A 14,802-nucleotide genomic window follows, 5' to 3' on the forward strand; every position below is an offset into this window, starting at 1 on the left:
CGAATATTTAAAACCGAAGTTTTATTTAACTCTCTGAGTTGTTCGTGCCTCGCTATGCGTTGGCGTTTCCCGTCTCAGTGGGGTCGCATTATAGGGAGATCCAAAAACAGATCAACACTTTTTTTGATCTTTTTTGATTTAATTGACTGTTCGAACAAATTTAGTGCATAAAGGTGGTTTTTAATACAATAAAAGGGCTTTTACAGCCCTTTTGTTACTTAACAATAAACTTCCAACCAGCTTTTGCTTGCTGTTTAGACTCTTGTTGGAGCTCACTTGCCATTAGCGGGTGCGCTTTTAGCCAATCATTTTCAAATATTAGTGTTAGAGCGTCATTATTAACAGTTAATACTAATTTTGGTAATACATCATCTTGGCGACGCATTGATAAGATCACTGCGATCCTAAGCAACCGTGTTACATACTGAGTAAGCTGAGCATGGCAGCCTAAATACTCAAAAACATTCTTTTGCAGATCTGAACGATGTGCATTCGCTACAGCCGCAATAATTTTATGCTCCGATTGTGAAAAGCCTGGCATATCGGTGTTTTCTAAAATATAAGCGGTGTGCTTTTGATATTGCTTATACTCAATTAACAAACCAATCTCATGCAATTGCGCAATCGCTTTTAGTAAAGGCAGGCCACTATTGTTGAATAGTGGCCACTGCTCGCTGACTTGAGCTGCGAGGTGACTGGCGAGTTCTGCAACTCGGTTCGCTTGTTTTTGATCGACATGATAACGGCTCATCAGGCCATCAACAGTGCGCTTTCGAATATCATGATTATGAAACTCAGGGATCATGCTATAAAGCACACCTTCACGAAGTGCGCCTCCTGCTAATCCCATTTTATCAATTTCAAGCGCTTCGAATAAAGCAATTAAAATAGCGAGCCCTGACACAAAAACTAAACGTCTTTCTTCACTAAGCCCAGGTAAATCTAGCTCAGCGATGGTCTCATAGGCGATCGATTGCTTTTTAATTTTATTGAGTTTATCTAAACTCAGTGTTTCATCGAGTGATTGTGCCACCATAATTTCTTGGATAGCTTGTACAGTACCCGATGCACCTGATGCAATCTCCCAACCCGCCACTTTATAACTTGGCGCTATATCATCAATAACTACTCGTGCGGCTTTAATAGCAGCATTGAAATTAGCGTCATTGAGTTTACAGTCTTTAAAGTAACGTTCTAGGTAGGTAACACAGCCCATGTTTAGGCTTTTATAATGTAGTGCGTCGAATCCCTTACCTATAACTACCTCAGTACTGGCACCGCCAATATCTATTACTAGTTGGCGACCACTACATGAAGATGTATGCGCAACGCCTTTATAAATAGTGCGCGCTTCTAGCTCACCACTAATGACATTAATTTTATGCGCAAGGATTTGCTCGGCTTTGATTTTAAATTCATCAGCATTCGTTGCTAAGCGCAAAGTAGCGGTGGCAACAATAGTAATGTTGTTTTTAGGGATATCTTGAAGACGCTCTGCAAATAGTGCGAGACATTCCCAGCCTCGTTGCATTGCTTCTGTGCTCAGTAAATTATCATCATTTAGCCCTGCGGCTAATCTGACTTTGCGTTTAACTCGGCCTATTGTTTGTAAGCCGCCAGCAATTGACTTAGCGATCAACATGTGAAAACTGTTAGATCCTAAATCAATTACTGCATAAACATTTTTTTGCGGTTTAAGTTGCCCCACCGTTCAAAAACCTCTAGTTACTACTACGACTATAACGACGGTCGCAATTACGACCGTGCTTTTTGGTAACTATTGTTTGGTCTACGTCCGCTGTTGTTACTACGACTACGTGGGCCTGTTGAATAATTACGCTTTCTTTGAATAGTAGGCTTAGTTAAATCATCAAGCAATGCACTTTTATCATAATGTGATAAAGGAATGCTGTGCTCTATGTATTCTTCAATTTCATGAAGATTATATGCGTACTGCTCACATGCAAAACTAATTGCCTTACCTGATGCCCCAGCGCGTGCTGTACGGCCAATACGATGAACATAATCTTCACAATCATCTGGTAAGTCGAAGTTAAATACATGACTCACTTCAGGGATATGTAAGCCACGAGCAGCAACATCTGTTGCCACAAGGAAGTCTAAATCACCTTTAGAGAATTGCGCTAAAATTGATTGGCGTTTTTTCTGATTTACGTCACCAGTGAGCATTCCCACCCGGTGTCCATCAGACTTTAACCATGCATAAACCGTTTCACAGCTATGTTTAGTATTTGCAAACACAATGGCTTTCTCAGGCCATTCTTCTTCAATCAAAGTTAATAACAGCTTAACTTTATCTTCTTGAGAAGGATGAAATAACTCTTCAACAATGCGCTTGCCAGTTTTCACATCAGGTTCAATTTGTACATGCTCTGGGTTTGTCATGTGCTCAAACGCCAGTTCTTGAACGCGATACGATAACGTTGCTGAAAATAATAAATTAAGGCGTTGTGATGTATCCGGCATACGGCGGAACATATAGCGAATGTCTTTTATGAAACCCAAATCAAACATACGATCGGCTTCATCAAGTACCACTACTTCGATTTCATTGAGGGTGTAACACCCTTGTTTATATAAATCGATTAAGCGCCCTGTGGTGCCAATTAAAATATCAACGCCTTTTTCTAATTGTGCACGTTGTTTTTCGTAATCTTCGCCACCATATACTAAACCTAAGTTAAGATTACAGTGTGGCGCTAAAATTTTTGCATCTTTGTGGATCTGAATCGCAAGCTCCCGAGTAGGGGCCATGATCAGGGCTCTTGGATGTTTACTAGGTGCTTTGCTAGATTGTAATAACCGATGGCACGTGGCAGTTAAAAACGCCAACGTTTTGCCTGTACCTGTTTGTGCTTGACCCGCAATGTCGCGGCCATCACAAATAAAAGGTAGGCATTTAGCTTGTATGGGTGTGCAATATTCAAACCCACTTTCGGTTAACCCGGCAACCACTTCCGGTGCAATAGCAAAGTCTGAAAACTTTTTATCGGTCAAATGTGTCTTAGTCATAGCGTTTAAGCATAACGTTTAAACTTGCAATAAGAAACAAGAGTGTTTAAATACGCATTAAATAATTCGCCTAACTTATCGGAGAGCGCAATGAGCGAGAAAATTATTCAATTAACTGACGATGGCTTTGAAGCTGACGTTTTACAATCAGACAAGCCTGTATTAGTTGATTTTTGGGCAGAATGGTGTGGACCGTGTAAAATGATCGCGCCAATTCTTAATGAAGTGGCAGAAGAGTTTGATGGCCGTGTTGTAATCGGTAAATTAAACATTGACCAAAATGCGGGCACACCACCTAAATTTGGTATTCGTGGTATCCCTACGTTACTTCTTTTCAAAGAAGGCCAAGTTGCGGCAACTAAAGTGGGTGCACTTTCTAAAACTCAACTTGTTGAGTTTTTAGAAAACAACATCTAAAAATATGCCTAAAAAAAGGGCAACTGCCCTTTTTTTTAATTTTTTTTGTATAAAGACTGGACGCCTAGCGAATGACCTGCTAGTTTATAAAGCCAACTAATCCTTAGTTTACCAACAAACCTCTCTCACTAATCAATATCGATTATATGAGCATGATAACTGTAATAAAGAACCCACCAATATGCATTTACGCGAATTAAAAGACAAGTCGATCAAAGAACTTGTAGACTTAGCTGAGTCCATGGGGCTCGAAAACGTAGCCCGCTTAAGAAAGCAAGATATTATCTTTGCTATCCTTAAAGCCCACGCCAAAAGTGGAGAGAACATTTTTGGCGGTGGTGTATTAGAAATCTTACAGGATGGTTTTGGTTTCTTAAGATCATCAGAAGCCTCTTACCTTGCTGGTCCTGATGACATTTATATATCACCTAGCCAAATTCGTCGTTTTAGTATGCGTACTGGTGATTCTATAATGGGTCTCATACGTCCACCTAAAGACGGTGAACGTTACTTTGCATTACTAAAAGTAAACGAAGTAAATTTTGATAAACCTGAAAACTCTCGCACGAAAATTCTTTTTGAAAACCTTACCCCGCTACATGCAAACGAACGTTTACGTATGGAACGCGGTAATGGTAGCACCGAAGATATTACTGCTCGAGTACTTGATTTAGCCTCACCAATTGGCCGTGGTCAACGTGGTTTATTAGTAGCACCGCCTAAAGCGGGTAAAACAATGCTACTACAAAATATTGCGCAATCGATTACCCATAACCACCCAGATGCGACATTGATGGTACTACTTATCGATGAGCGTCCAGAAGAAGTTACTGAGATGCAACGCCTAGTAAAAGGTGAAGTTATTGCATCAACGTTTGATGAACCAGCAAGCCGTCACGTACAAGTTGCTGAAATGGTAATTGAAAAAGCAAAACGTTTAGTTGAGCATAAAAAAGATGTAATCATCTTACTGGATTCAATCACACGTTTAGCACGTGCTTATAACACGGTAATTCCTTCATCAGGTAAAGTACTTACTGGTGGTGTTGATGCTAACGCCCTGCATAAACCAAAGCGTTTCTTTGGTGCTGCGCGTAACGTTGAAGAAGGCGGTAGTTTAACTATTATCGCAACTGCGCTTATCGATACCGGCTCTAAGATGGATGAAGTTATCTACGAAGAGTTTAAAGGTACTGGTAATATGGAATTACACTTAAATCGTAAGATTGCTGAAAAACGTGTATTCCCTGCAATCGACTTTAACCGCTCAGGTACCCGTCGCGAAGAGCTACTGACTAAACCTGATGAACTACAAAAAATGTGGATTTTACGCAAAATAGTTCATGAAATGTCTGAAATTGATGCCATGGAGTTTTTAATTGATAAACTCTCTATGAGCAAAACGAATGATGAATTTTTTGATTCGATGAAGCGTCAATAATTCTCTTTACTAGATTCTAAAATGCCTGTTAATACAGGCATTTTTTTTGCCTATCCCTAAATCTCACTCCTATTATAAATTTGTTTTATTAATCTCTTTGCTCTGTTTCCTATAGACGAAAATCATCAGACTGCGCAGTATTGAGTAAATATTAAAACTGCGATTATTTAAATCTAGCACGCAGTAATGCCACTCAATAAAACGCTCAACTCGCCTTATTGGTTAGTAGTAACTTATAGCCTTAATGTAACGACCCATTAAGCTTATATATCGCTCTTTTAAGTCAGCTGTTGTGATAGCTGCTTAATCAAATCATCTACTAATTCTTTTACGTCTGCATCACTGCTGGGGTTATGTTTTTGTGATAAGAGTGATTTATCTAAGCACATCGCTGCATTAGCTACATCAGTTAATGAAAATATCTGTGCGGCACCAAGGATACGATGGCTATCTTGCTGTAATGCAATATAGTCCTTTGCTGCAAGGTGCTGTGTAAGTGACGCTATTTCATCATCAAAGCTGGCAATAAAACTCGTCACTAAATCGCTAATATCAGGATTAGCTAAAGGTAGCGTGCTGGTACTATTTAAATGCGCTGCGAGTGCCTGATAAAACGCTTCTTTTTCTATTGGCTTACTTAAATAGCCAGTAAATCCCATCGCTAAGTAATTATCTATTTCATGACTCATTGCATTAGCTGTTAACGCAAAAATAGGTTTATTAAAACCACACTTATTTAACAGTTCAAATGCACTAAGGCCATCCATTACTGGCATCTGTATATCTAATAAAACAACATCTGGAAATTCACTGAGGCACTGTTCAACTGCTTGCTCACCATTACTTACTGAGATCACTTCAAGGCCAATCGACTTTAAAAAGCGCGTTATTAGTCTACGATTGTCGGGATGATCTTCTGCTAATAATACTCGCCCAACTAGACCTTTAGTTGCAGCTGGTTTTGAGTTGTCGGTAGCAATAAGGGTTGGCGCATACTCTTTACATGGCACATTAAAAATAAACTCACTGCCTTTACCATGCTCACTTTCAACACTAATATAACCCCCCATCATAATTGCTAATTGCTGGGAAAGACTCAAACCAAGTCCTGAACCACCGAACCTGCGAGTGATGGTATTATCGCCTTGTTGAAAACATTCAAAAATGTTTTTTATTTGCTCTGTATTCATACCAATCCCCGTATCAATCACTTTAAAGCATACGCCTTGTTCGGTGTGATTAATATCCAGAGTAACACTGCCGTGCTCGGTAAATTTGATCGCATTAGTCAGTAGGTTTATTAGTATTTGCTTAACGCGGATCATATCTAACTTAGTCCAATAACTCGAGCCTAAGTGATTTTCTAATAGCAGCGTTAAACCTTTACTTTTAGCCTGCATACTTGACATAGCATAAACATCATTAACAAGCTCCACGAGGTCAAACTCGCTAACATGTAAATCTAAACGGTTTGCTTCTATCTTACTAATATCGAGCACATCATTAATCAAATCTTTTAAATGATCGCTATGTTTTTTAATAACTAACAATTCTGTTTGTAATTGCTGGGGCTGATATAAACCATGCAATAAGTCGTCTGTTTGCCCTAAAATAGCGGTAAGTGGTGTGCGTATTTCATGGCTGATATTAGCCAAAAACTGGCTCTTAACTTGATTCGCGGCACGTAGCTCTTGTGCCACATATTGTAATTCTTGAGTACGTTGCTCAACTTTTTGCTCTAATTGGGCTTTAGCCTTTTTTTCGATTGCACGGCGATATAATACAACTGCACAGATCAATACCAACATCAGCACAATAGACAGTAAAATAGTTAACTGTGAACGTTTTTCAATCTTTAATTCTTGTAGGCTACGCTCTTGTTTAAGCTGTTTAATTTCTTGGTTTAACTGGTTCGACTGAAACTGAGACTGAAATACATTTAACGCTTTCATGACCTCTTCACTGGTTATGCTACGTTGATAATCAACAAACTGTTGGTGCAGATGAATAGCCCGCTTATAGTCACCGGCACCAGCGCTTAATAACGCCTCGATACCTAAGCCGTCTTTAATACGCAATTCATCTTTATATTCTTTGGCTAGTGATATTGATTGTTGTAAATTTTGCTCCGCAATATCAATATCCCCCATCACTAATTGCACTTTAGCTAAAACATGTAAAGAAGCTAACCGTAAGGATTGATTATCTATCTGCTGAGCGTATTTTTGAGCTGCTTGTGCGTGATACAAAGCAGCATCCAACTCATCGATTTTTAAATTTATGTTAGCTAAGTTGGTATGCTGTACAGATAACTGATAGGCATCATTTACACTTTGATAATAGCGTAAAGCGAGCTGGTAATAGTGCAACGCTAATTGATTTTGACCCGACTCAGTATAAGCAACACCCATATTGCCATAGGAACGAGCAATCCCCTCTTCATCACCCAATTGCTGAAATACATCGAGCACTTCGCGATAAATTTCGAGTGCCGAATCATAGCTAGATAAACGAATATAGATGCCCGCAATATTATGAAGAATATCAGCTTTGTCTTGCGCGCTACCATCTATTTCATAAAGTGCTTTTGCCTGCTGGTAATGATCTAAAGCAAGCTCCATGTTGTGCATATTAAAATATGCAAGGCCAATATTACTTAGCAAGTTGGCTTGTTTTAATGGACTCTTTAAACGTACCGCTAAGTTTAACGCACGGCTGTAATCAATAATGGCTTGTTGTAATAAACCTTGAAAATATTGCACCACGCCCTGCATTTTTATTGCTCGAAAATGTAACTCAGGCAGATTTTCAAATGTACTATGCTGCTCAAGCAACTGATAATAATGCAATGCTTGGGGATAATTACTCAACTCAAACGCACGCTCAGCTAAACCAGAATAAATAGCAACTTGTTGCTGATTTGATAATTGTGTAGACAGTAACTGGGTTGCTAACAGCTGCTTTTCAGACCATTCATCCGTAACTTTAAATTGTTCAAAAAGTGCTACTTGTTGTTGAGCATTACCTGATTGAGAAAAAACGCCAAGCATACTAATAGAGCAAATAAATAATAGGCGCTTAAACTGACCCAGCATAATTTTTTCCTTGGAATTTTGTTAGCAGTAGAAGCTATGATAGTTTAGTCAAGATACACCAATAACTAGACTGTAAACAATGCTTAACCCACTGATTGATGAGATTTTCGAGTTAATTTTAACGAAGCACATTTGGAAGGTTCACACTTTAGCGTTGGAATTATCTAAGCGAGGTGTAGTTAATAACTTAGATACAGATCCATACCGTGATCTGTTTAAGCGTAACTTTTTAATTATGAATGCACTTTATCAACTGCAACAACAACTGTTGCCAAATCAATATTTATTGGTAGCCAGTTTACATATAGAGCTCACCGATAATCCAGATAAGATAACTATTGCAGCGCATGACTCATTACAAACGTACTATCTAGATTGGCAAAATTACGATGCTTCGATAACAGAAGTTAAATCACTGTTAGATGACTTTTGGCGTACTTTTCGTGCATCACCAACAATAAATACGCTTGATCAACAACAACGCCAGACATTATTAAAGCGCTGGGAATTACCTGACGATTTTTCTATGCAGGCATTGCAAAAGCGCTGGCGGCAGTTGGCAACACAATATCATCCAGATAAACAACATGGTAATGCAGAGCAGTTTAAACAGTTAAAAAATGAATATGAGCAGCTTAGAGCAAGCTGCTCAAAAACATCATAAGCAATAATTAACGAGTTAAACGACGGGCACGAATTTTACGCCCTTTAATATTACCTTCCGTTAATTTTCGTAGCGCGGGCTTTGAGCTATTACGTTCGACAGCCACAAAAGCCACATTATCAAGCACATTAATTTTACCGACTTGACGTCCGGCAACACCATCTTTACCGGTTAATGCACCTAAAATATCACCTGCGCGTACCTTTTGCTTTTTACCTGAATCGATCATTAGTGTCACCATTTGTGGTTTGTATGGTGGCTTTTCAAGTAGGCTAAACGGCGGTAATTGTTCTGGTAAAAAATCACATTCATAATGGTCACCAATTTGTGCCACTTTGAATTGTTCTGCATCGCCATAAATAGAGCATGCAATGCCTTTTTTACCAGCACGACCAGTTCGACCAATACGGTGTACGTGGGTTTGTGGGTCATGGGCAAGGTGGTAGTTAATCACCATATCCATATCATCGATGTCTAAACCGCGAGCGGCTACATCAGTGGCCACTAAAATCGAGGCGCTTTTATTAGCAAAGTGGATCAAGGTGCGCTCACGATCTCGCTGCTCTAAATCACCATGCAATGACACGGCACTGAAGCCTTCATCAGCTAAATCATCACACACCTGTTGAGTTTCGACCTTGGTATTACAAAACACCACACAACTTTCTGGTTGAAACTTCAGCAGCAACAATTTTAATGTATTAAAACGTTGTTTGTTATTATCCATTTTATAAAAGTACTGTTTAATAGTACTTTTTTCTTGCTCTTCTTCAACCTTCACCATAACAGGATTACTTAATACACGCTTGGCAATCGCTTCTATTGCGCGCGGAAAAGTGGCGCTAAATAATAAAGTTTGACGCTGTTTTGGAATACGCTCAATAATTGCATCCAAAGTGTCTTGAAAGCCCATATCAAGCATTTGATCGGCTTCATCAAGTACTAGCGTGTCTACATCATCTAAACGTAGCGTACCTTTGCGAATATGATCATCTACACGCCCAGGTGTGCCAACAATAATATGTGCACCATGCTCTAGTGAACCAATTTGTGGACCAATCGACACGCCACCACATAGAGTTAATATTTTTATATTGTGAATACCACGCGCTAATTTACGCATTTCCACAGCTACTTGCTCAGCCAACTCACGGGTTGGACAAAGCACTAAAGACTGTATACGAAAACGCTTAACATTAAGCTTGGCCAACACACCTAAACTAAATGCGGCAGTTTTACCTGAGCCAGTTTTAGCTTGTGCAATGATGTCTTTACCTTCAAGCACTGGCGGCAGGCTTTGCGCCTGTACAGCGGTCATTTGGGTGTAACCTAAAGTCGATAAGTTATCGACCAAACCTGATGGTAAAGCGAGTGATGAAAAAGCTGTAGCGGTCAAAGTAATTTCCAGTGCAATAAGTAAACATGAAAAGCCGCTGCAGATGCCCGACTTAGTTATGCTGCATAATAGCAGAATATACAAATTGCTACCATTAAGCTGACCATATTCTCAATAAACATTCACCATAACATCGCCACCGATAGGCATTTATCTCATCTACTTTTGTTGCTCAGTATTAAATGCTTTAATAACTCTCACTTGAAAATATAACCAGGTCAATAATGAAAAAAATCATCACCGGATTACTGCTCGCCGGCAGCTTTTTAGCCAATGCCGCCGAGCCTGAATTTACCGCAAAGCAACTTCAGCAAGTCACCGAACTAAGAACTAATGCCAGTAACAGCGAGTTAAGCTATCAATTGCTTGAATCGCTTACTACTGAAATAGGACCTCGCTTACCTGGCACAGAAAACGATAAAAAAGCCGTTGCGTGGGCCCAAGCTAAATTTAAAGAGCTTGGTTTTGATAAAGTATGGCTAGAAGAAGCAACCTTTCCTGAATGGCGCCGTTTTAGTGAAAGTGGCAAAATTTTAACGCCAAGCGAGCAACCTTTGCACCTAACAGCGTTAGGCCACAGCGTTAGCACACCGAAAGATGGCATTACCGCTGAAGTTGTATTATTTGAAACGCTTGATGAACTTATCGCAGCACCAGCAAACAGCTTAAAAGGTAAAATAGCTTATATAAATTACCATATGAACCGTCATATTGATGGCAATGGTTATGGTCCTGCTGTTCGTGCTCGCTCAACAGGTTCAGTTGAGGCTGCAAAAAAAGGCGCGATTGGTTATATGATGCGTTCTGTTAGCACCGCACACCACCGCTTTGCTCATACCGGTGGCAGTCACTATCAAGAAGGTGTTACGAAAATCCCTAATGTGACCATTGCTAACCCTGATGCAGATCAGCTAGCTCGCTTAGTTGCACTAGGTAAAAATGTTACCGTAAATATCAATGTGCAAACTGAAGATCGCGGCCAAGGTACTGGCTATAACGTGATTGGTCAGTTCAATGGCACACAAAACCCTGAACAGTACGTACTGATTGGCGGTCATTTAGATTCTTGGGATTTAGGCACTGGCGCACTTGATGATGGTGCAGGCGTTGCGTTAACCATGGCTGCAGCCAAACATATTAGTGAAATAAAACGTCCTAAACGCAGTATTCGTGTAGTGTTATTTGCCGCTGAAGAGCTAGGATTATGGGGCGCTAAAGCTTATTTTAAAAAGCATGCAAATGAACTTGATAAAATTGTTGCCGCCGCTGAATCTGACTTTGGTGCTGATGTAGTGTATGGCTTTGAATCGAATGTATCTGCAGCCTCGTTGCCAGTAGTGCGTGCAATAGCCAAGCAACTTGCGCCGCTAAATGTTGAATACATAGGTAAAAATAGCGCTAATGGTGGGCCTGATTTAATTCCATTTAAAAATGCCACCAGCGCGCCAATTTTTGAGCTGCACCAAGACGGTACTGATTACTTTGACTACCATCACACTGCTGATGATACGCTTGATAAGATCGATCCGGCTAAACTTAAGCAAAATACCGCAGCATATGCTGTATTTGCGTTTATGGCAGCTGATGCTAAAACTACAATTAAAGCAAAGCCTGTAGCGAGTAAATAAGCTAACCAAACATACTTTATTACAATTTTTTACTTTGCATCTAACCCTCCTTGTTTTAATTTAACGTAAAACAAGGAAGGGGAAAAAAGGCCATATGCTACTATTCAATACCAGCGATTCATTGTCGTTTTTCAGCCAAACAAAAACCTGCCCATACTGTCATCACGATGACTATCGACTACAAAACCACAGCCGCTTTTTGCGTTTTTCAATTGTCCCTATGCTGCCATTAGCATGGCATTACCAATACCAGTGTAGCCATTGTCAGCACAATGTGCAGCTTTCAATTATGCAACTGCCATGGTTAGAAAAGCTTTCTTTGATCAAATATTTTATAGGCTCGATATTACTTATCTGGTTATCAATTTACTTCTATACACAACATCTTGATGAGCTAAAAGCCAAGCAAGCAATACTCAGCCAGCCACAAGCATTCGATACTTACTTGGTACATGCTGATAAGTTTTCTAACGAACCATTGCGCCCTGAAAACCTAAAAGTAGCCCAAGTACTCGAGTTTGATGACCAAAATATCACCTTTCAAATCAGCAATTATCGCTATAAACGCGACAGCGGCATTACTATGGCTATGCGTACCAGCTTATTGATACAAAAGGGTTATTTCTCATCAAAAACAATAATTTTACCGCGCAGCGAAGTACAGCGTTTATATGATGAAGGCGCTATTTATGATGTACTACGCCCTTATGCATATAGCTTATATGGTGGTTTTGTGATGTTCCCACCACGCCCTAAACCGCTATATGAAGGGTTGAAGCTTAATAAAAATAATCAGCAAGGCATCATCTATTACAAAGATGGGTTATTTCCTGAAGCGTTCGAAAGCTTTTTACTCGCCAGCAAAGAAGGCTCACAATGGGGTCAGCTTAATACTGCGCAAATGTATCGTGATGGTGAGGGGGTAGAAAAAGATATCAGCCAAGCTATTTATTGGTATCAACAAGCTGCCAGGCAAAATAACCACAAAGCCAAAGTACAACTCAAAGAGCTGTGCCTTGAGTATTCCTGTTAATATAGCCAAACTACCCACAACAAGTGGATATAAATATGGCAAGCTTTTAGCTTGCCATTTAACACGTAAATACGACTGTTACATTGTTAAGTGTTGGTCTAAAAAGGTCAGCACTTTTTGATAATAACGAGTGCGATGTTCTTGCTTATAAAAACCATGCCCTTCATCTTCAAGCAGTTCATATATATAAGGATGTTTAGCTTTTTTAAGAGCCGCAATCAGTGATTCGGCTTGCTCAATCGGTGCACGCTGATCTTCACCACCATGCACTATCAGCACTGGAGCCTTTAACTTATCAATATTATAGCTAGGTGAAAAAGCCTTTAGTTGCGCTTCATCTGTACCCAATACATTCTGTAAATAACGTTGGCCACTATCGCGCTCCGCAACATCCCCTTCTTTAAACATTAAGGGCAAATCATAAACGCCAACAACGCCAATCGCACATTTAAACATATCAGGTTCTAAAATCGCACTTTGTAACGCTGAGTATCCACCAAAGCTCGCGCCCATAATGCAGATATTGTTTTTATTAACTGTACCCTGCTCAACTAAATACTTCACACCATCTATAATATCAAATTGAATTTCAGCTCCCCATTTTCGATGCCCAGCATGCTCAAAGTTACGGCCAAAACCACCTGAACCTCTAAAATTAACTTTTAGTACGGCCAAACCACGGCTTGCAAGCAACTGTGCATCAGGGTCGAATCCCCACCAATCGCGCGGGCCATGTGGACCACCATGTGGCATAACCACTAAAGGTAAGTTTTTTTCTATGGTGTTATTCGGTACTGTTAAGTAGCCATAAATAGTTAAACCATCTCGACTGATATAACTTACAGGCTTGGTCTGCGCCATTTGTTCTGCATCAATCCAACTGCGGGATGCAAACAAAAATCGTAAGTTATTACTTTTGGCATCGAATAAATAATATTGTCCAGGGTTACGATCATTAGAGGCATAAATAATATTAGTGTCGCCATCTTCAGTACTACTAACGAGTTGCACTTGTTCACCAGGTAAAGCGGAGATTAATGATTTTAAACGCATGCTTTTATCTGATTGCCCATCGACAAAAGCATAAGTTGGATAACCTAGTTCGGTTTCAATCGCAAATAGCTCTTTTGATGCTTCATCGACCCATATTTGCTTTGGTGAGACTTTCTCTTCCTTATGAATTAAATCAATTGCTCTGGTTTTTAGATTCAATTTATATAAGCCTTGAGCTTCACCACTTATTGATGCTGTGATATAGACAGCATCACCACTACTATCAAAAGCGTGCAACTCAACATCACTGTAAGTCAAACCAGCTAAATTAAGCGCTTGCCAATCTCCACCTGACTTTTCACGGATATGTATTGTAGGCTTAATGTAATCATCACTGGAAACAGCCACTCTGACATTTCCTTCATGGTCAGTCAAAAAGTTGGCCATACGTGACGGGGAGCGCGTAACTTTTCGACGCTTCCCTGAAAAGATATCAACCTCATAAACAACCGTGTGCGGTTCACTACTTGATGTCCACGGGTAAGTCACTATAAGCATTTTATCTTCATCGTGGATTAAAGGATCCAGCAAATAAGAGGTGCCATAAAGTGGTGTGGCCTTTTTGATACGAGAGCCAGTTTGCATTTCGCCAAGATAGCCAACTAAGTACTTAGCTTTTGAGCCATCAGCATTCACGCCATATAATTCCCCATAATATTCAGGGTGATCTTGCCAGCCGCGTAAGTATTCTTTTGCAACTACAACCCGATCATCACTTACCCAATGATAAGCACCAACTTGGGCATTGCTCTCAAAATTAATAGCGTGGTGAATTGTAAATTTTTTAGCATCTAAAATAACTAGCACCTTTTTACCTTCAGGTTGCATAATTACTGCAAGGTAGCTCCCATTAGGAGAGATTTTAACTTGGCTATATTCACTGCTGCGGCTGAAGTCATCGACTGCTGGAGCTGATTGATTTGCATCACTCATGAAGCTGACAACACACAAAGCAATAACAACAATAAACTGCATTATTTTACCCATACAACATCCTTTTATATTTATATTTATATTTATATTTTTTGCAATTGTACCCAGT

At 39.8% G+C, this 14,802-nt stretch carries 10 protein-coding genes; 5 read left to right on the forward strand and 5 right to left on the reverse strand.

All coding sequences use genetic code 11. The features are described 5' to 3' along the window. Positions 1–214 precede the first annotated feature (214 nt). Positions 215–1,708: a guanosine-5'-triphosphate,3'-diphosphate diphosphatase gene (gene gppA / locus H5162_RS17985; RefSeq protein ID WP_145239897.1), complete on the reverse strand. Its 1,494-nt coding sequence runs from the start codon at positions 1,706–1,708 to the stop codon at positions 215–217. A gap of 47 nt (positions 1,709–1,755) precedes the next feature. Next, a complete protein-coding gene (rhlB, locus tag H5162_RS17990; protein ID WP_145239899.1) occupies positions 1,756–3,033 on the reverse strand; it encodes an ATP-dependent RNA helicase RhlB in 1,278 nt (425 codons plus the stop codon). Between the two features lie 90 nt (positions 3,034–3,123). Here rhlB and trxA point away from each other — a divergent pair, with 90 nt between their 5' ends. Both trxA and rho read left to right on the forward strand, forming a co-directional pair. Next, positions 3,124–3,450, forward strand: coding sequence for a thioredoxin TrxA (gene trxA, locus H5162_RS17995; RefSeq protein ID WP_145239901.1), 327 nt, complete (start codon positions 3,124–3,126; stop codon positions 3,448–3,450). A 181-nt stretch (positions 3,451–3,631) separates the two neighbouring features. Next, positions 3,632–4,891, forward strand: a complete 1,260-nt coding sequence (rho, locus tag H5162_RS18000) for a transcription termination factor Rho (protein WP_064666866.1) — start codon at positions 3,632–3,634, stop codon at positions 4,889–4,891. Between the two features lie 278 nt (positions 4,892–5,169). Here the strand turns inward: rho and H5162_RS18005 are convergent, their stop codons facing one another. Continuing rightward, on the reverse strand, positions 5,170–7,986 hold the full coding sequence (locus H5162_RS18005; protein ID WP_182735837.1) for an ATP-binding protein: 2,817 nt from the start codon (positions 7,984–7,986) through the stop codon (positions 5,170–5,172). Between the two features lie 79 nt (positions 7,987–8,065). Here H5162_RS18005 and H5162_RS18010 point away from each other — a divergent pair, with 79 nt between their 5' ends. Further along, positions 8,066–8,650, forward strand: coding sequence for a DNA-J related domain-containing protein (locus tag H5162_RS18010; RefSeq protein WP_145239905.1), 585 nt, complete (start codon positions 8,066–8,068; stop codon positions 8,648–8,650). 7 nt (positions 8,651–8,657) lie between these two features. On the opposite strand, the gene dbpA is transcribed toward H5162_RS18010, so the two are convergent. Next, complete coding sequence (gene dbpA, locus H5162_RS18015) at positions 8,658–10,046, reverse strand: ATP-dependent RNA helicase DbpA (protein ID WP_145239907.1); 1,389 nt, start codon at positions 10,044–10,046, stop codon at positions 8,658–8,660. 224 nt (positions 10,047–10,270) lie between these two features. Between dbpA and H5162_RS18020 the strand changes: the two genes are divergently transcribed. Beyond that, a complete protein-coding gene (locus tag H5162_RS18020) occupies positions 10,271–11,674 on the forward strand; it encodes a M20/M25/M40 family metallo-hydrolase (RefSeq protein WP_149982165.1) in 1,404 nt (467 codons plus the stop codon). Positions 11,675–11,768: 94 nt separating this feature from the next. Continuing rightward, positions 11,769–12,707, forward strand: coding sequence for a tetratricopeptide repeat protein (locus tag H5162_RS18025; RefSeq protein ID WP_182732303.1), 939 nt, complete (start codon positions 11,769–11,771; stop codon positions 12,705–12,707). Positions 12,708–12,785: 78 nt separating this feature from the next. On the opposite strand, the gene H5162_RS18030 is transcribed toward H5162_RS18025, so the two are convergent. After that, a complete protein-coding gene (locus H5162_RS18030) occupies positions 12,786–14,747 on the reverse strand; it encodes a S9 family peptidase (protein ID WP_259398273.1) in 1,962 nt (653 codons plus the stop codon). Positions 14,748–14,802 lie beyond the last annotated feature (55 nt).

This window comes from Pseudoalteromonas sp. SR41-8, assembly GCF_014163915.1.
Classification (GTDB): domain Bacteria; phylum Pseudomonadota; class Gammaproteobacteria; order Enterobacterales; family Alteromonadaceae; genus Pseudoalteromonas; species Pseudoalteromonas rhizosphaerae.

Coding starts and splice junctions, on each gene's coding strand:
- rhlB (WP_145239899.1), bottom strand. CDS start 3,033: ATGACTAAGACACATTTGACCGATAAAAAGTTTTCAGACTTTGCTATT.
- trxA (WP_145239901.1), top strand. CDS start 3,124: ATGAGCGAGAAAATTATTCAATTAACTGACGATGGCTTTGAAGCTGAC.
- rho (WP_064666866.1), top strand. CDS start 3,632: ATGCATTTACGCGAATTAAAAGACAAGTCGATCAAAGAACTTGTAGAC.
- H5162_RS18005 (WP_182735837.1), bottom strand. CDS start 7,986: ATGCTGGGTCAGTTTAAGCGCCTATTATTTATTTGCTCTATTAGTATG.
- H5162_RS18010 (WP_145239905.1), top strand. CDS start 8,066: ATGCTTAACCCACTGATTGATGAGATTTTCGAGTTAATTTTAACGAAG.
- H5162_RS18020 (WP_149982165.1), top strand. CDS start 10,271: ATGAAAAAAATCATCACCGGATTACTGCTCGCCGGCAGCTTTTTAGCC.
- H5162_RS18025 (WP_182732303.1), top strand. CDS start 11,769: ATGCTACTATTCAATACCAGCGATTCATTGTCGTTTTTCAGCCAAACA.
- H5162_RS18030 (WP_259398273.1), bottom strand. CDS start 14,747: ATGGGTAAAATAATGCAGTTTATTGTTGTTATTGCTTTGTGTGTTGTC.